Annotated in this window: 17 protein-coding genes and 1 other RNA gene; 11 read left to right on the top strand and 7 right to left on the bottom strand. The window is 48.4% G+C overall.

Going from position 1 to position 17,619, the window contains the following annotated elements:
* Window position 1 precedes the first annotated feature (1 nt).
* On the bottom strand, window positions 2-1,243 hold the full coding sequence (locus IEV19_RS03500) for a cation:proton antiporter (RefSeq protein WP_188369311.1): 1,242 nt from the start codon (window positions 1,241-1,243) through the stop codon (window positions 2-4).
* A gap of 291 nt (window positions 1,244-1,534) precedes the next feature.
* Here IEV19_RS03500 and IEV19_RS03505 point away from each other — a divergent pair, with 291 nt between their 5' ends.
* The 6 genes from IEV19_RS03505 to IEV19_RS03530 all read left to right on the top strand — a co-directional run bounded on the left by IEV19_RS03505 (window position 1,535) and on the right by IEV19_RS03530 (window position 6,434).
* The gene (locus IEV19_RS03505) at window positions 1,535-2,422 is read left to right on the top strand and encodes a DnaJ C-terminal domain-containing protein (RefSeq protein ID WP_188369312.1); all 888 of its coding nucleotides are present in this window, start codon (window positions 1,535-1,537) and stop codon (window positions 2,420-2,422) included.
* Between the two features lie 2 nt (window positions 2,423-2,424).
* Window positions 2,425-2,724, top strand: coding sequence for a chaperone modulator CbpM (locus tag IEV19_RS03510; RefSeq protein WP_188369313.1), 300 nt, complete (start codon window positions 2,425-2,427; stop codon window positions 2,722-2,724).
* Window positions 2,725-2,859: 135 nt separating this feature from the next.
* Window positions 2,860-4,050: a cation:proton antiporter domain-containing protein gene (locus IEV19_RS03515; RefSeq protein ID WP_229732466.1), complete on the top strand. Its 1,191-nt coding sequence runs from the start codon at window positions 2,860-2,862 to the stop codon at window positions 4,048-4,050.
* 50 nt (window positions 4,051-4,100) lie between these two features.
* Window positions 4,101-4,802 carry a VIT1/CCC1 transporter family protein gene (locus IEV19_RS03520; protein ID WP_188369314.1) on the top strand — a complete coding sequence of 234 codons (702 nt, stop codon included), beginning with the start codon at window positions 4,101-4,103 and terminating at the stop codon, window positions 4,800-4,802.
* A gap of 103 nt (window positions 4,803-4,905) precedes the next feature.
* The gene (gene corA / locus IEV19_RS03525) at window positions 4,906-5,970 is read left to right on the top strand and encodes a magnesium/cobalt transporter CorA (RefSeq protein ID WP_188369315.1); all 1,065 of its coding nucleotides are present in this window, start codon (window positions 4,906-4,908) and stop codon (window positions 5,968-5,970) included.
* A gap of 47 nt (window positions 5,971-6,017) precedes the next feature.
* Window positions 6,018-6,434, top strand: a complete 417-nt coding sequence (locus IEV19_RS03530) for a VOC family protein (protein ID WP_188369316.1) — start codon at window positions 6,018-6,020, stop codon at window positions 6,432-6,434.
* Between the two features lie 152 nt (window positions 6,435-6,586).
* On the opposite strand, the gene IEV19_RS03535 is transcribed toward IEV19_RS03530, so the two are convergent.
* Window positions 6,587-7,165: a fasciclin domain-containing protein gene (locus tag IEV19_RS03535; RefSeq protein WP_188369317.1), complete on the bottom strand. Its 579-nt coding sequence runs from the start codon at window positions 7,163-7,165 to the stop codon at window positions 6,587-6,589.
* A 114-nt stretch (window positions 7,166-7,279) separates the two neighbouring features.
* Between IEV19_RS03535 and IEV19_RS03540 the strand changes: the two genes are divergently transcribed.
* Together IEV19_RS03540 and IEV19_RS03545 are read left to right on the top strand one after the other, a co-directional pair.
* Window positions 7,280-7,714 (top strand): SRPBCC family protein, encoded by a 435-nt coding sequence (locus IEV19_RS03540; RefSeq protein ID WP_188369318.1) that lies wholly within the window; start codon window positions 7,280-7,282, stop codon window positions 7,712-7,714.
* 16 nt (window positions 7,715-7,730) lie between these two features.
* The gene (locus IEV19_RS03545) at window positions 7,731-8,894 is read left to right on the top strand and encodes an MFS transporter (RefSeq protein WP_188369319.1); all 1,164 of its coding nucleotides are present in this window, start codon (window positions 7,731-7,733) and stop codon (window positions 8,892-8,894) included.
* Window positions 8,895-8,898: 4 nt separating this feature from the next.
* On the opposite strand, the gene rny is transcribed toward IEV19_RS03545, so the two are convergent.
* The 4 genes from rny to IEV19_RS03565 all read right to left on the bottom strand — a co-directional run bounded on the left by rny (window position 8,899) and on the right by IEV19_RS03565 (window position 11,375).
* Window positions 8,899-10,467 carry a ribonuclease Y gene (rny, locus tag IEV19_RS03550; protein WP_188369320.1) on the bottom strand — a complete coding sequence of 523 codons (1,569 nt, stop codon included), beginning with the start codon at window positions 10,465-10,467 and terminating at the stop codon, window positions 8,899-8,901.
* Between the two features lie 149 nt (window positions 10,468-10,616).
* Window positions 10,617-10,723: non-coding RNA, 6S RNA (ssrS, locus tag IEV19_RS03555), on the bottom strand.
* A 52-nt stretch (window positions 10,724-10,775) separates the two neighbouring features.
* Complete coding sequence (locus IEV19_RS03560; protein ID WP_188369321.1) at window positions 10,776-11,072, bottom strand: cell division protein ZapA; 297 nt, start codon at window positions 11,070-11,072, stop codon at window positions 10,776-10,778.
* A gap of 12 nt (window positions 11,073-11,084) precedes the next feature.
* Complete coding sequence (locus IEV19_RS03565) at window positions 11,085-11,375, bottom strand: coiled-coil domain-containing protein (RefSeq protein WP_188369322.1); 291 nt, start codon at window positions 11,373-11,375, stop codon at window positions 11,085-11,087.
* Window positions 11,376-11,552: 177 nt separating this feature from the next.
* Between IEV19_RS03565 and IEV19_RS03570 the strand changes: the two genes are divergently transcribed.
* From IEV19_RS03570 to IEV19_RS03580, 3 genes are read left to right on the top strand one after another with little or no spacing between them, the layout of a single operon-like run.
* Window positions 11,553-13,244: a M23 family metallopeptidase gene (locus IEV19_RS03570; protein ID WP_188369323.1), complete on the top strand. Its 1,692-nt coding sequence runs from the start codon at window positions 11,553-11,555 to the stop codon at window positions 13,242-13,244.
* Between the two features lie 4 nt (window positions 13,245-13,248).
* Window positions 13,249-15,717 (top strand): TonB-dependent receptor, encoded by a 2,469-nt coding sequence (locus tag IEV19_RS03575; protein WP_308418522.1) that lies wholly within the window; start codon window positions 13,249-13,251, stop codon window positions 15,715-15,717.
* 3 nt (window positions 15,718-15,720) lie between these two features.
* On the top strand, window positions 15,721-16,362 hold the full coding sequence (locus IEV19_RS03580) for a hypothetical protein (protein WP_229732467.1): 642 nt from the start codon (window positions 15,721-15,723) through the stop codon (window positions 16,360-16,362).
* Here the strand turns inward: IEV19_RS03580 and IEV19_RS03585 are convergent.
* Window positions 16,359-17,528 carry a cysteine desulfurase family protein gene (locus tag IEV19_RS03585; RefSeq protein WP_188369325.1) on the bottom strand — a complete coding sequence of 390 codons (1,170 nt, stop codon included), beginning with the start codon at window positions 17,526-17,528 and terminating at the stop codon, window positions 16,359-16,361. The two genes, IEV19_RS03580 and IEV19_RS03585, sit on opposite strands and share 4 nt — an antisense overlap.
* Between the last annotated feature and the right edge of the window lie 91 nt (window positions 17,529-17,619).

Consider the following 17,619-nt stretch of genomic DNA (forward strand, 5'->3'; position numbering starts at 1 on the left):
TCTACTCCATTAGTTTAACAAGTTTGCCAACGGTAAGGCCCTGTGCTATGATTGAGAATACTACGACCACATAGGTGATCAGCAGAAATAATTCACGATTCATCTCAGCAGTCAGGCCCAGAGCAAGTGCTATGGAAATCGCACCGCGTAGCCCGCCCCATGTCATGATGATACCGGTACGAGGGACAAATTCGAGTTTCTGTTTAAAAAATGAAATGGGTAAAAGGAGGGAAAGATAACGACAGAGTAAAACGATAGGTATAGTGATGATCCCTGCAAGCAGGTAAGTGGAGTTAAATGTAAGGACGAGGATCTCCATCCCCAGAAGCACAAAAAGTAAGGTGTTGAGCAGGATATCTATCAGCTCCCAGAACTTGTCGACATACACCATGGTATTTTCTGACATGGCACTGTTCCTAAGCTTATCATTACCGATCATCAACCCTGCAACAACCATCGCCAACGGGGCTGAGACATGGAGTTTATGAGCGATCACGGTCCCTGTCATTACCGTGGCCAGGGTAATGATCACCTCGATATCGTAATCGTCTATGGTCCGCATCAACCTGTAGGTCGCCCAGCCCAGCAACAGGCCCAGGGCAATCCCCCCGAATACTTCCACCCCAAATAGTTTTATCACACCCAAAGCCGAAACAGCTTCCTCCGAAGGAGATGCAATCTCAAACAGGGTAAGAAAAACCACTACCCCTACCCCGTCGTTAAAAAGGGATTCTCCCACGATCTTAGCCTCCAGTTTCTTCGGTACCCCAGCCTGTTTAAGGATACCCAGAACGGCGATAGGATCAGTAGGGGAGATCAGGGCACCAAATAGCACACAATGGAGATAAGGCACGTCCATGCCAAGTGCCATCAGCAGGTAGTAGGTCACGGTCCCAACAAGGAAGGTGGAGGTCAGCACCCCAAGGGTGGCAAAGCTCAGAATGGGCCATCTCAGTTTTCTGAGTTGTTCGAAATCGGTATGCAGGGCCCCCGCGAAAAGCAGGAAACTCAGCATGATATCGAGCAAGACCGTCTTAAAGTCGATGCGTGATAGAATGTAGCGTTCTACATTCAACAGGGTGGGATCCACATAACTCCACGCGAATACGGCCAGAGTTAAGAGGATGGTTATGAACATGAGTCCGATGGTATTGGGCATTTTCAGGAAGCGAACGTTGATGTACCCGAAAATGGCCGAGAGGAATACCAAAATAGTGGTGATGGTAAACAGGTCTAACTGCATGTCCCAAATGTACTCCTCCTTAAGGAGATGACAAAAATGAGTTGTATAATTTAAAATTTTACGAAGTCCGTTTACAGCGGTTTTGGCCTGTGGGTAAAGGAGATGTAGGATGTTGAATTCCTGCCGTTCTCATTTGAAATATGCTGATTATTTGCGAACTTCAAACACCGAAATATGAGACAGGCAAGGCGATCTGCGTGAATGAAAATTCAACGCCGCTCTGAATCGTTTGGATCGATCGCCTGCCTCACCTCAATAGATTTTTTAACCTTTTGAAGGGAGTATCGCATAATGAAGTACATCGACTATTACGAGGTCCTGGGGGTTCCAAAAAATGCCTCCCAACAGGACATTAAAAAAGCCTACCGTAAGCTGGCCCGAAAATATCATCCCGATGTAAATCCCGGGGATGCCGCCGCCGAAAAGAAATTCAAAGAACTCAACGAGGCCCACGAGGTCCTGGGAAATCCTGAAAACAGGGCCAAGTACGACGAATATGGGAAGGACTGGGAGCACGCCGAAGCATTCGAAAAGGCTAAAAAGGAACAGGCGAGGTATCAGCGGTCGCACCAACAGTCCGGAAGGACCACTTTTTCGGAAGACGACTTTTCCGACTTTTTCAGCGCCATGTTCGGGGGAAGGGGCAGCCGACAGGACCGCAGCATGCAGTTCAGAGGTCAGGACATCCAGGCGGAGCTAGAATTGCCCCTGGAGGAGGTATACAGCACACACAAACGTACCCTTACCGTTGATGGCAGGAACATACGGCTTACCATCCCTGCCGGGATCCGCAACGGGCAGGTGATCAAAATAAGGAACCACGGGGCAGAAGGGATCAATGGAGGGCCCAGGGGAGACCTCCACATTCGTTTCTCCCTTGTGAACAAAACCCCTTTCAGAAGGGATGAAGACAACCTGTACACCATAGTAAAATTAGATCTCTACAAAGCCCTGCTGGGCGGTGAGATCATCGTGAATACCTTTGATGGCCAGGTAAAACTGAATGTGAAACCGGAGACTCCGAACGGGACACAGGTAAAACTGAAGGGGAAGGGGTTCCCGGTTTACAAGAAGGAAGGGCAGTACGGCGATCTCTATATCACCTATGAGATAGAACTCCCGAAAAAACTTACGCCCCGGGAGAAAGAATTATTCAAAGAACTTGCTAAATTGAGGTAATTATGGCCAAAGATGAATTATTTCCGGTAGTGCGATTATGCGAACTCTACAATCTAGAGGCAGCATTTTTCGAAGAGTTGGGGGAGTTCGGTATGATAGACCTCAGAATTTACCGGGGGGAAAGGTGCATTCATCAGGATGCCCTGCAAAAGGTCGAGAAGATCATCCGAATACACAGGGACCTGCACGTAAACCTGGAAGGCATAGACGTGGTCATGAACATGCTGAGGAGACAGGAGGAACTGGAAGAACGGATCCTCAGACTCAACAATAGATTGAGAAGGTATGAAGATCCTTTTTGATCAACTGAAGTCTATTTTCCCGGGGATTTTTTCCAGAGAAGATCGACTTACATTCATTAGTTTTAACCCTTTAGAAACGCCGTTGAAAAAACCCATTTCAGACAAATATCTAACCCTTAAACCCTGACACGTCTCATGGATTTGATATTTCTCTCATCCTTTCACTCCTCCATCACCCTGATCTGCATTGTCGGCCTTGGGGTGGTCCTGTCGGGTTTCCTTCTGAGCAAGATCAAACAACCTACCCTGATTGCCTATATCCTTATCGGGGTTTTGATAGGTCCTTTTGGGCTAGACCTGCTCGGAGAGCAGGAGACCATGATGCACATAGGAGAGCTAGGGATCATCCTGCTTTTCTTCTTTATCGGGATGGAGATCGACCTATACTCTTTTATCGGTAACTGGCGCCTGGCAGTTTTCGGGACCCTGGGCCAGATCCTGCTAAGTATTGGGGCTATGGGTGCGATCGGACTCCTCTTTGGCTGGAACAATACCCGGATCGTGGTCATGGGTTTTGTCATCGCCCTATCCAGCTCTGCCGTGATCTTTAAGTTACTTGAAGACAAGAAACTGCTCGACAAGAAGATAGGCCAAAACGTGTCGAGTATCCTGCTCGCCCAGGATATCGCTATCGCTCCCATCCTCATCCTCATCTCTATCTTTGGAGGGGAGGATACCTCAACCGAATCCATCCTCCTGAAAATCACAGGGGGTGTCCTGATCATAGGTACCATTTTGTATATCTATATCAAAAAAGAGATCTCATGGCTCCCCTTTCAAAAATCGATTATGAGGGACCATGAGTTGCAGGTCTTCCTGGCCCTGTTCTTTTGTTTTGCAGGGGCGGTGATCGCCGGGCTTTTCGGAATCTCTGAAGCGCTTGGGGCCTTTGTGGGAGGCCTTGTCATGCACGCCGGGAAGGCAACCCGCTGGATACACGATGCCATACATTCCTTCCGGATCCTATTTGTCGCTGTATTTTTTATAGCTATCGGTGCCCAGATCAATATCACTTTCTTAATGGACAATCTCCTGCCCCTCGGACTATCATTGGTCATTGTGTTTGTCCTGAACCACACCATAAACGCCCTCATCCTCCGCGCCTATAACAACAGCTGGAAAGAAGCGATCTTCGGGGGTGCCATGCTGGCCCAGATCGGGGAGTTGAGCTTCCTGATCTGCATCACAGCTTTCAATCTGGATATCCTGACCCAATACGCCTATGATTTTACGATCTCTCTAATCTCTCTGACAATAGGTATCAGTCCGTTTTGGATCGTCCTGACAGAAAAGTTGAGCAGTCGAAAACAAAAAATAATTGCCTAATTCCGTACCTTGAAAGAAAAGGACGCACCCTGTAGACCGGGATAGAATTTATGGACAACCTGACCAAGAAAGAGGATCATTACCTGGGCCGGAGCAATTGGCTCAGGGCTTCCATTCTCGGCGCCAATGACGGTATCCTCTCTACTGCGAGTATCATCGTGGGGGTGGCCGCTGCTTCCGCCTCCAGGGAACCCATCGTGGTGGCGGGGGTGGCCGGACTTGTGGCGGGCGCTCTATCTATGGCCGCAGGAGAATACGTCTCTGTAAGTTCTCAGACCGATATTGAGACTTCGGACCTCGACAGGGAACGCAGGGAGCTCAGGGATATGCCTGAGGAAGAATTGAAAGAACTGGCAGGTATTTACAGATCAAGAGGTCTGAGTCCGGACCTGGCTATGAAGGTAGCTCAGGAACTCACGGCACATGATGCCCTGGGGGCGCATGCAAGGGATGAACTGGGTATCCACAGCATGACCCGGGCCAAACCCCTGGAAGCTGCTTTGGCATCAGGCGCTTCCTTTATTTTCGGGGGTATACTCCCCGTGATCGCTGCCCTGCTGATCCCGGTAAAGCTCATGATCCTATGGCAATACATCCTGACCATCCTTTTCCTGATCATTCTGGGGGCCTATGCCGCAAAGGCAGGAGGTTCAAGCGTGAGAAAGGCCGTCATCAGGATCACCTTCTGGGGAACCATCGCCATGGGAGTCACGGCATATATCGGTCACCTTTTCGGGGTTTCGGTCTCCTGACGATCCGACCTTAAATCCGGTTTGATATCATAAAAATTCGTAGCTTTTTAGAGAAATTATGTCTGACGGGACATGAGTAAAAGCAATGGTAAAAAAAATCAATATGGCTAGATTCGTCAAAAAGGCAAAACAGGATATTGGTCTGGCTCCTGATGATCTGATTTTTCGGGGAAAGAAAAAGGCCAACGAGGTACTGCTTCGCATCATAGACTTCAATGAGAACACCCTGGAAGAAGATGCTTTACAACTGGTTCGGGACGTACTCAAATACAAGGAAAAGGATACGGTCACCTGGCTGAATGTTGACGGGCTCCACAATGAGGCAATCATGAAAGAGATCGCCGAGACCCTGGACCTCGACACACTTGTCCTCGCTGAGGTCATGCAAACTCAGGCCAGACCCAGGGTGATCGAATACGACAATTGCATCCTGGTCACCATTAAGATGATGCAGCAGAAAGAAAACTCCCACCAGATCATCGTGGAGAACCTGAGCATCATCCTTACCGAGGATATGCTGATCTCCTTCCAGGAAAGAAGAGGGGATGTTTTTGAACCGGTTCGCGAGCGCATACGGAAACAGAAAAAGAGAATCCGTCACGGGGGAACGGATTACCTTGCATTTGCCCTGTTGGATATCGTCATCGACAATTACCTCTACGTACTGAGCGTCCTGGGAGAAAAGATTGAGGCCCTGGAAGATACCCTGGTGGTCAATCCCAATGAAGTGATCATCAACGAGATCAATAACTACAAAAGGGAACTGAATTTTCTGCGGAAGAATATCAAACCGGCAAAAGAGATGATCTTTTCCCTGGGGAAACTGGAAACAGATTTTATTGATGAATCCACCTATGTTCACTTCAAAGAGCTGGAAGACAACATCAGCCAGGCTAATGAGGTTTCGGACAGTTACAGGGACATCCTTTCCGACCAGCTCAATATCTATCACACCACCATCAGCAGCAAACTAAACGATGTGATGAAGGTACTGACCATATTCTCCGTGATCTTTATCCCCCTCACCTTTATCGCCGGGATCTACGGGACCAATTTTGATTTTCTCCCGGAACTGCATTACCAGTACAGCTATTTCATTATGCTGGGGGTGATGATCGTGATCGCGTTGGGGATGCTGGTATACTTTAAGAGGAATAAATGGTTGTGAAAATTCCGGCTAAATCCTGGCCCCGGAATCACTAAAATTAAAATTCTATGAAATCCTATTTCGACACCTACAGGCCTGAAGGCTTTAGCACAGTTACCCCTTACCTGTTTGCTGAAGACCCTGCCCGTTTGATCGATTTCCTCACCCATGGATTGAGGGCGGAGGAGTTGCAGCGCACCAAGGATCCGGAATCAGGCACCATCAACAACTGTATCTTAAAACTCGGAAGCAGCTGTTTCATGATAGGGAAGGCACGGCCTCCTTTTTCAGGAATGAGAGCGTCTTTCTACCTCTATGTTAGAGATGTGGATGAGATGCACAAACTGGCCGTTTCTGAAGGGGCAAAAGAAATCATGGCTCCGGCCGACATGGATTACAATGACCGCCAATCCGGTATTCAGGATCCTGAGGGAAATTACTGGTGGATTTCTAAGCGACTCGTAGAAAAAGCATATGATGATTAGCCCCGACTGGTGAAACTGTGGCTAGCAGATAGGACCATTGATTTTTTATCGATAGTCCTTATCAATATCATGAATAAAAAAACCGCCGATGCTTAAACACCGACGGTTCCACTAAAAAACCAACCTAACAACTAACTAAACTGGAAATGAATCTACATGACCGGTAAAACCACAGTATCGATCACATGAATGACACCATTAGACTGGTTTACATCGCTGATAGATACAGTTGAAATATTTCCGGCTACATCTTTTAACTGAACTTTTTTTCCTTTGAGCATGGCAGTCAGGGTAGCTCCATTAACCGTGGAAAATGTAGCCTTTCCCTTTCCTTTTTTAATGGCCTCAACTATATCTGCCGCATTGTACTTGCCGGCCAGAACATGATAGGTCAGTACCGCTTGCAGCGTCGATTTATTTTTTGGTTCCAGTAGGGATGAAACCGTACCCTCGGGTAATTTGTCGAAAGCCTCGTTAGTTGGGGCAAAAACGGTAAACGGGCCGTCTCCCTGCAGGGTCTCCACCAGACCGGCAGCCTTTACAGCTGCTACAAGAGTAGTGTGATCCTTTGAGTTAACCGCGTTGGATATAATATCCTTGCTCGGATACATGGCGGCTCCACCGACCATCTTTGTTTTTTGCTCCATCATGGATTCCTGAGCCATCAGCGTTGTGGCAGAGAAAAGGATCAGCGCGAGGGAGGTGATTTTGAACATTTTACGTGTCTTCATAATTATTTATTTATTTTAGGATTTGCCTTACCTACGGAAGGTTGGAACCGGAGGTTTGGTTTTTTACGACCTTTTTCAAAAATTTAACATATGAGCGTGTAATCACAGTTAATCATGAAAAAATCAGACCCCCCGATCATCGTCAAGGCCTCTTTTGAAAGGAGTGCAGCCTCCCTTTGGAAGGCCCTCACCTATCTACCCGAGATGAAAAAATGGTATTTTGAGATGATCCCGGCTTTTAAAGCTGAGGAAGGTTTCCAAACATCCTTTAAAGTGCGATCCGAGGAACGCCAGTTTACCCATCAATGGGAAATACTGGAGGTTATCCCGGGATCAAGGATTACCTATCGCTGGACATTTGAGGAATATCCGGGGGCCTCAACCTCTACCTTCGAGGTTAGCGGAGATGAGGATCAGGCTCATTTGCTACTTACCGTCCTTGTTCAGGAGGACTTCCCCGACCAGGTTCCGGAATTCAGGCGGGAAAGCTGTATAGGAGGATGGGACTACTTCATTCACGGGAACCTGAAAAACTACCTTTCTGCCTAATCCACATAAGTGACCTATGCAGAGAAATACTATCCTGCTCCTTATCGTAGTATCCCAATTCTTCTGTACTTCCCTCTGGTTTGCGGGAAATGGAGTACTGGAAGACCTGATCCTGGAATACGGTCTTACCTCCTACTCTCTCGGGCATCTCACTTCTGCAGTTCAACTGGGCTTTATTTCCGGCACGCTTGTTTTTGCTGTGACTACTCTAGCCGACCGGTATTCGCCCTCCCGGGTCTTTTTTGTTTCTGCCCTGGCCGCGGGAATCGCTAACCTCGGTTTGCTGTGGGTGGGGAATACGCTGCTCACCCTCTTTGTATCGAGACTTTTCACCGGATTCTTCCTGGCAGGTATTTATCCTGTTGGGATGAAGATCGCCGCAGATTATTTTGAAAAAGGGCTGGGCAGATCACTCTCATTCCTGGTAGGAGCCCTGGTGCTGGGCACGGCGCTTCCCCATCTTCTCAAGGGTAATTTTTTACTGTCAGACTGGAAGTACGTGGTCATTGTGACCACCGGCCTTTCTTTCACAGGGGGCACTCTGGTCTGGATCGGAATCCCGGACGGACCCTTTCGAAAAGCGGCCACTGATTTTAGATGGAATGCCGTTTTCACGGTCTTTGGAAATTTGAAACTCCGACAGGCAGCCATAGGGTATTTCGGGCATATGTGGGAACTCTATGCCTTCTGGGCCTTTATCCCCTTTGTCTTAAGGGCTTATCAAGTTCGGTGGGAGATCGCCGTCGATACCTCCTTCTGGGCCTTTCTGATAATTGCCATAGGTTCTCTCGGATGCGTGATGGGCGGATTCCTATCTGATCGATTGGGAAGTAAGAAAACTGCGTTCCGCGCTTTATTGTTTTCATGCACCTGCTGCTTGTTATCCCCCCTGGTCTTTTTTCAGGCGTCCATTACAGTGTTCCTTGCTTTTTACCTGCTCTGGGGTATGTTTGTGATTGCAGATTCACCTTTGTTCTCTACTCTGGTAGCACAGAACGCAGAAGGGCCTCTGAAAGGATCCGCACTGACCCTGGTCAATTGTATAGGGTTTGGAATTACCGTTGTGAGCATTCAATTGCTCAACACCTTACAGGACATTGTCCCTCCGGCCTGGATCTTTACTGTCCTGGCGCTGGGGCCTGTGATCGGACTGGTGACGCTGAGTAAAAAGTTAGGGTGATCCCTTACTTTGCCACATTCACGGCCCGGGTCTCCCGGATCACGGTCACTTTTACCTGCCCGGGATAGGTCATATCGGTCTGTATCTTCTGGGAGATCTCGAAGGACAGCTGAGCTGCCTTTTCGTCACTGACCTTTTCGCTTTCGACAATGACCCTTAATTCCCTGCCCGCCTGGATGGCATAGGCCTTCTGTACCCCTCCGAAACCAAAGGCGATATCTTCGAGGTCTTTGAGTCGCTGAATATAGGAATCCAGGACCTGTCTTCTGGCACCCGGTCTGGCTCCACTGATCGCATCGCAGACCTGAATGATTGGAGAGATCAGGGTATTCATCTCAATCTCGTCATGGTGTGCCCCTATGGCGTTGCACACTTCTGGTTTCTCCCCGTATTTTTCTGCCCATTGCATCCCCAGGATGGCGTGTGGCGTCTCGAGTTCAGTTTCCGTATTGGGTACCTTACCGATGTCGTGCAGCAGGCCTGCCCGTTTCGCGAGTTTAGGGTTCAGTCCCAGTTCAGCTGCCATCACCCCGCAGAGTTTGGCCACCTCCCTGGAATGCTGCAACAGGTTCTGGCCATAAGACGACCTGTATTTCATGCGGCCCACCGCCTTGATGAGCTCCGGGTGGAGTCCGTGTATCCCGAGATCGATCACGGTGCGTTTCCCGATCTCCACGATCTCCTGTTCGATCTGTTTTTCCGTTTTGCGAACCACCTCCTCGATGCGGGCAGGGTGGATACGACCGTCAGTCACGAGTTTGTGAAGGGACAGTCTGGCCACCTCCCTGCGTACACTGTCAAAACAGGAAAGAATGATGGCTTCGGGGGTGTCATCCACAATGATCTCTACACCCGTCACGGATTCCAGAGCACGGATATTTCGTCCTTCCCGGCCAATGATCCGACCTTTCACATCGTCAGACTCCAGGTTAAAGACGGAGACACAGTTCTCCACGGCCTCTTCCGTTCCTATTCGCTGGATAGTGTTGATCACTATCTTTTTCGCCTCCTGCTGAGCCGTGAGCTTCGCTTCTTCAAGGGTGGATTGCATAAAGGCCATGGCGTCCGATTTTGCGGTCTCCTTTAAGGATTCCAGCAACTGGTTCGTAGCCTCTTCCGCTGAAAGTCCTGAGATCACCTCGAGTTGCTGCACCTGGCTCTTGTGTAATTTTTCCAGCTCAGTCTGCTTCTTTTCGTACAATTCTACCTTGTGGTCTAGATCCCTGATCTTGCCCTCCAGTTGTTCGTTCAGCTTTCTGTTCCTGGCCAGTTCACTGCTTACCTGGGATTCTTTGTCCCGGGTTCGTTTTTCAGATTCCGAGATTTTCTTCTCCTTGTTGATAATGACCTTTTCGTGCTCGGCCTTCAGTTCCAGGAACTTTTCCTTCGCCTGGAAGATCTTGTCTTTCTTGATACTTTCTCCCTCTGATTCTGCATTCTTCAGGAGGGCGGCTGCCTCTTTCTTAGCATTGGCCAGGGTTTTCGAGGCCTTCCCTTTTTCGAGGAATTTGGCGATCAAAAAACCTATGATCAGCCCTATGACCCCTGCTATGAGTATTGTTGTAGTGTCCATGAGTTAGTATTGTTTTAAGAGGACAACTGTCCTCCGAATATATTTCGGGGAATCCATGGCGTCTGCACATACGGATTTCCCCTGATATCTTTCCTTAAACTCTTGTTAGGAAAGAATAAAAAAAGCCCACATTGATGGAAGTTTTGTACAAACTCCTATAAACAGGTTTAGGGCTAACAGACTGCTCAAGGATCCTTTCTGGAAGGCCTGCTTTTACAATCTAAACTCACCCTTTTTAATCTAATTAATGTTGAGTTTGTCAAAAATTATTTACCAATGTGGGCAGTAAATTATGTATGTTAAAGAACTTATTTCAAACTAAGCTTTTCGTTTACCAGCTGGTCGAGGGCCGTGAGTCGTTCCACGACTTCCCGGGTATCCTCTACTCTATCTATACCGCGTTGTTCGATTTTTGAAGCAAACTGCAAGGCACACATAGCCAGTACATCCTGCTTATCCCTCACGGCATAATTCTGCTCAAATTTTTTGGCGAGTTGCTCGATATTCTTAGCGGCCTTTCGCAGCCCTTCTTCCTGACTCGGGTCGATCGTCAGAGGGTAAACACGGTCTGCAATCGACAACTTGATTTTGAGTTTCTCCGCCATATGTTGAGTCCACTATTCAGCGAGTTGGGAGATACAATGGTCCAACTCCCTGATCAAGGTATTTATTTTGAGCTTGGCTTCTGTTTTATTGTTTTCACTGCCCAACATTGAATTTGCCAGCTTCAGGGATTCATATTTTTCCTCCCATTCTTTTACGGAGTTCTTTGTGGCTTCATGATCCTGTCTTATCTGGATCAATTCGTCCTCCAGTCTTCCTTTAGCTTGATTGAGCAATTCTACCTTGTGCAATAACTTACTGATCTTATTTTCAAGGGAATCAACTATATCAACCAATTCGCTCATAGGCAATCCAATGCTTTCAAACAAAGTTAACATTCCTGGAACGACTTCGCAATAGTTTTTCAATTTATTCCTGCAGGTCCCGATTCCCGGGATTTTGGAGCTGGAGAATTGAGTTAACCTCCCAGTTTTATTTTAAAATATTCGCCCTATTATTTAATTTCGTGCCAACCCACGTCTATGAAGAAGAGTCTCATCCTGCTTTGCCTTTTATCAGTGCAGCACATCCTGGGCCAGGAGAATTATCCCAGAGATGCCTTTCGATCCCCTCTGGATATTCCGCTCATCCTTGCGGGGACCTTCGGGGAACTTCGATCGAATCACTTCCATTCAGGGATAGACATAAAAACCCAGCAGCGTCAGGGCTTACCGGTGTATGCCATTGCCGACGGCACGGTCAGCCGGATAAAAGTATCCCATTGGGGGTACGGGAAGGCACTGTATATCGCCCATCCTAATGGCTATACTTCGGTCTATGCGCATTTACAGAAATTCAGTCCGGAAATCGAGGCCTTTGTAAAGGAAACCCAGTACCGCAACCGGTCCTATGAGATCGAGGTTTTCCCCGAATACGGTCAGCTCAGGGTCAGCAAGGATTCCCTGGTAGCCTATTCAGGAAATACCGGTGGATCTTCTGGGCCCCATCTTCATTTTGAGATCAGGAGCAGCCTCACAGAAAGACCCACCAACCCTCTTCTCTACGGGTTAGATGTCCGGGATGCCACCAATCCCACCTTGGAGGCGCTTTATGCTTATCCCCTGTCCCGGGATGCCGTGGTCAACCAAAGTGAGGACAGGGTGCAACTGTCCCTGACCAGGCAGGACGATGGGTCTTACCTCGCTTCTGAGGTCGCAGCTATAGGCACCATCGGTTTTGGGGTGGCCGCATATGACCGGCAGGACCTGGCAGCCAATCAGAATGGGTTGTATGAACTCGAACAGAAAGTAAATGGCCGGGTTACTGCGGCTTTTGATTTCGATTCCTTTTCTTTTGGCGAGACCCGTTTGATCAATACCCTGATCGATTACGAATATCTCTCAAAATACCGCAGGCGTATCCAGCGCTGTTATAAGTTGAATGGAAATGATCTGAGTATCTATAAGCAGCTGGAAAACGATGGCAAACTATCTGTTTTGCAGGGAATGAACTACACTGTAGAGATCACCCTTAAAGACCTTGCCGGCAATACCAGCAGGGTTGTGATCCCCGTGGTGGGAAGAAGGGAAATACCTCAGGAAAAGAAAGAGGTCCAAAAGACAGATCATTATATCTCTGCGGGCAAACCCAATAATTTCGACCTGGGTAAGGCCAGGGTTTTCTTTCCCGCCAATACATTTTATGAGGATTTCTACATAGACCTGCAGTCGAGTAACGATACCATCACCGTCCATAACAACTCCGTTCCGGCACACAAGAACTTCACGCTTACCTTTGATACCCAGGGGTATGACGAGGAATTCCTCAAAACCGCATTCATCGCCCGTCTGGATGAGCGTTTGAGACCGGATTACATGAAGACCTACAAGAGAGGCAATACTTTTTCTACGCGGACGAGATCATTGGGCACCTATACCCTGGCCCGGGATACGGTTCCGCCGACCATCCGGCCAAAGAATTTCAAATCGAAACAATGGCTGACCAATTACAGATACCTAAGCCTGCTCATTTCGGACGACCTAAGCGGGATAGCTTCCTATGAAGCTACTCTTAACGGGGAGTGGATCCTGATGGAATACGAGCCCAAGAACAACACCATCACCTATAACTTTGACGACAAGATCCTGGATAAGAAGCAATGCGATCTCAAAGTAGTGGTCACGGACAATGTCGGGAATTCCACTACCTTTACGAGTAGTTTTTTCAGAAGTTAGGCTCTTGAACCCCTTCAGACTATTACTGTTTTCCCTTTTTTTCTGTTTCGCCTGTACTTTGTCCGGACAAACGGCAACGATCACGGGTATCGTCCTCGGCCAGGAGAACCAACCCCTCAGCAATGTGAATATAATGGCGGGAGGCAGGGGAACGACCACTGACCTCAACGGGTTTTACCTGCTGGAGGTCGAATCAGAAGTGGTCCTGACCGTAATCTTCACCCACCTCGGCTATGAACGGATCGAACTGCGTGACCTTATCCTGACCTCAAACCAGGTGTTTGCTTTTAATCCGGTGATGAAAACAAACGCCATCCAAATAGACAGTGTGGAGGTTACAGCCAGCAGCACCAGGGCCATATCCGGAATCTCCAACCTTTCCCCGGAAATGGCCCGACAGATCCCGGGAGCCAATGCCGGGGTTGAAAATCTGTTAAAACTCTTACCAGGAGTGTTTGCCAATAATGAACTCAGCACACAATACGGTGTCAGGGGAGGGAATTACGATGAAAATCTGGTATATGTCAACGGTATTGAAGTATACAGACCACAACTGCTGCGATCAGGGCAACAGGAAGGCTTCAGCTATGTGAATCCCACTATGGTTGAGCGGCTTTATTTCTCCCCCGGAGGTTATCAGGCGCGATATGGGGACAAGCTCTCCTCCGTCCTGGACATCTCCTACAAGACACCCACCCGTTTTGCCCTTCAGGCCGAGGCCAGCCTGCTGGGCTTGAGCACCACCCTGGAAACCCGGTCTGAGGACAGGAAATTCAGTGCCCTGATGGGGTTTCGCTACCGGGATAACAGCCTGCTCGTGAACAGCCAGGAGACCAGGTCGACATTCAATCCCCTGTTCACGGACCTTCAGGGTGTCCTGACCTACAGGTTCTCCTCTCGCTTTCACCTGAATTTCCTTGGATATCTCGGCCTTAACAGGTACCGAAACCGACCTGTTTCCAGGCAGACGAATTTCGGAACCCTGGCCAATCCACAGGCCTTGCAGGTATTTTATCTCGGAAGAGAAGAGAATTCTTTTGCCTCCGGAATGGGAGCGATCAAGGCCGACCTGTTTCCGACCGAGTCCCTGTCCCTGACTTTCTACTCCGCCATCAACCATTCCGTGGAAGAGGAGTATTCTGATGTGATCGCCCAATACGAGCTGGGAGAAATAGAAACCGACCTGGGCAGTAATTCGCTGGGGGAGATTACCTCCTCCCGGGGGATAGGATCTCAGTACAACCGGGCTCGAAATGATCTGGATGCCCTGATCCTCACCCTGGCCCACCGGGGCCATCTCAACAAAGGGAGCGGCCAGCTTTCCTGGGGACTGAAATATACTTATGAGGATGTGAGAGACCAGATCAGGGAATCAGAATTTATTGATTCGGCAGGCTTTTTCATCAGGCCCCCGAGAGAGGAGTTCAACAATAATCAGCCTGAAGAACCCTTTACAGCCCCCCTGGTGGCTTATAATGCCGTTAGCGCGCGCAATTTTACACAGACAAATCGAATTCAGGGATTTATCGAATATACAGACAGGTTGAAAGCAGGTAAACACCTGCTGAACTATTCGGTCGGAGTCAGGTCTCATCACTGGGTCCTCCGGGGAGAGGGTGTTGAGAGGAAGGCCCAGACGGCCTTGAGTCCGCGAGTACAGATCTCCTTAAGGCCGGATTGGGAGAAAGACGTTATTTTCAGGCTGTCATCAGGCATCTACCAGCAACCTCCATTTTACCGGGAGTTGAGGAATTCGGAAGGACTGATCGTTTCGAATGTCAAAGCCCAGAAATCGGCTCACCTCCTGCTGGGAGCAGAACACAGTTTCAGGATCTGGGACCGGCCTTTCAACCTTCAGACTGAGATTTATTACAAAGATCTCTGGGATGTGAACACGTACACCCTGGAAGACGTGCGGATCCGCTATGTTGCCAATAATGATGCCGAGGCCTATGCCTATGGGGCAGACCTTCGACTCTACGGGGCATTTATTTCGGGGACGGAGTCCTGGATCAGTTTGGGATTTCTGAAAACCATGGAGAACTGGGATGACAGGGGGTTTATATCCAGGCCGACAGACCAGCGATTTAAAGCAGCAATTCTATGGCAGGATTATGTACCTGACTTACCTCAACTGAGGATGTACCTGAACCTGGTGTACAGCACAGGCGTTCCTGGCGGGTCGCCCAGTTACACAGACCCTTATTTTTTCCAGAACAGGCTCAGGGATTACAAACGGGCCGATTTGGGAATTTCTCATATTTTTGTAGACGAAAACACCTTTCTCAAGGAGGGTCATTGGCTGAAGAATTGCAAGGAATTACAGGTTGGTCTGGAGATCTTCAACCTGTTCAACAACCAGAATTCCATCACCAATACCTGGGTCAGGGATGTGGACAGCAAGGCTGAATTCGCTGTACCCAACTTCATGACCTCCAGGATCCTGAATGTTAAACTAAGAATGCGGTTTTAGAAAATGGAGTTTATTAAAAGGTTCTTATTCGTCCTCTTCCTGTTTCAGGGGTTCATTCTGATCGGACAAAAGAACATCTATGAGAGCGACAGGTTTGAGGATCTGAGTTCTGACCACAAAATTCTGGCGATCCTGCCTTTTTTCACCAATCTTGAACTCAAGGAAAATGCTGATGGTTCAGACCTGAACAAACTGGAAGAAAGGGAGGGATATGCCGTGCAGGACGCCCTGGAAACCTATTTCGGGAGGGGTAAGAAAAGGAAGAAATTTTCCGTGGATTTTCAGAATACTAAAAACACCAATGCCATCCTCTCACAGAACAACATCACCTATTCCAATATCGACACCTACACCATAAAACAGCTCAGTGAGATCCTGGATGTAGACGGTATCGTGAGCGGGAATATGGATCTGAATATCCTGCTCTCCGAGGGTATCCCTTCTGATTTCAGTTTTATCGATTACCTGCTCGGAGATGCCAATTACGGCCGAATCGGTATCAAGGTCAGTGACGGGAAGACCGGAAAGCTGCTCTGGAAATACGAAAAGGAGATCAATAAGAAATCGGGGAGGAATACTACCGACCTGATTGAATCCATGATGAAAAAGGCGACCAGAAAGTTTCCCTATGACAAGGAACGCTAAGTGATCATTGGCGCTTTTTCGTCCTTGCTGAATTCCTTCAACACCTCCACGGTGTAATCAATGTCCTCTTTTGTATTGTAGATAGAAAAAGAAAATCTCACAGAAGGGTTTTTCAGTTCTTCCTTTGTGAGGATCTGGTTGAGCACATGAGAACCGGTGTCACTTCCGGATTGACAGGCGCTTCCTTTCGAGCAAGCGATCCCTTTTATGTCAAGATGGAACAAGAGCATCAGGGCTTTTTCCTGTGAGATAGGCAACCTGACGTTGACCAGGGTATAGGTACTTTTCTCCATATCTCCCGAAAGCCCGTTGAATGCAGCATCCGGGAAAGCCTTTTTGATAGAATCTATGAAATACTTTTTCAGGGATGCCACATACTCCCTTTCCTCATCCAGGTTATCATAAGCCAGGACAAAAGCTTCTTCCAGGCCTACAATGTTGTGGAAGGGTTCCGTTCCTGCCCGGTATCCCCTTTCCTGGGAACCTCCCACTATCATGGGTTTCAGGCCCGAATTTTTTCTGATATAAGCAAAGCCTACACCTTTTGGGCCGTGGAATTTATGGGCCGCGGCGGTCATGAAGTCGATAGGTATCTCCTGCACGTCCCAGGGATAATGGCCGATGGACTGCACAGTGTCTGAGTGCAGATAGGCTTCGTTTTCCCGGCATAAGGCCGAAACCGCTTTCATATCGATCTTATTGCCGATCTCATTGTTGATGTGCATCAGGCTCACCAGTTTCTGCCCCTTCTCAGTTTCCAACAGGGATTTAAGATGGTCCAGATCCGGATTTCCATCGGCTGATAAGCGGACGTAATGCACCTTCACCCCTGCCTGAGCCTCCAGTTCTTCCACTGTATGCAGCACGGCGTGGTGTTCCACACGCGAAGTGATGATGGTATCTACCCCTAAGTCGCGCACCGCACAACGCAGGATCATGTTATCTGCTTCGGTTCCCCCTGACGTGAAAATGATCTCAGAAGGCTGCGCATTGAGATACTTGGCAATGGTCTTTCTGGCTGTTTCAATGGCCGTCTTGGCCGTCCTTCCAAAGCCGTGGGTGGAAGAGGGATTTCCATAACAATTGGCCAGGGCCGATTGCATTTTCTCTATCACCTCATCCCTGACTCGGGTCGTAGCTGCATTGTCCAGATATATTTGCTTCATGATCGATCCTCATTTAAAAAACCGGTTCAAAAATAAAGGAAAATAACCAAAATTCTCCTGAAAGGAGAGAGAATACCCTAGGTTTTTCCTC

The sequence above is a fragment of the Muriicola marianensis genome, from assembly GCF_014638095.1.
GTDB classification, from domain to species: Bacteria; Bacteroidota; Bacteroidia; order Flavobacteriales; family Flavobacteriaceae; genus Muriicola; species Muriicola marianensis.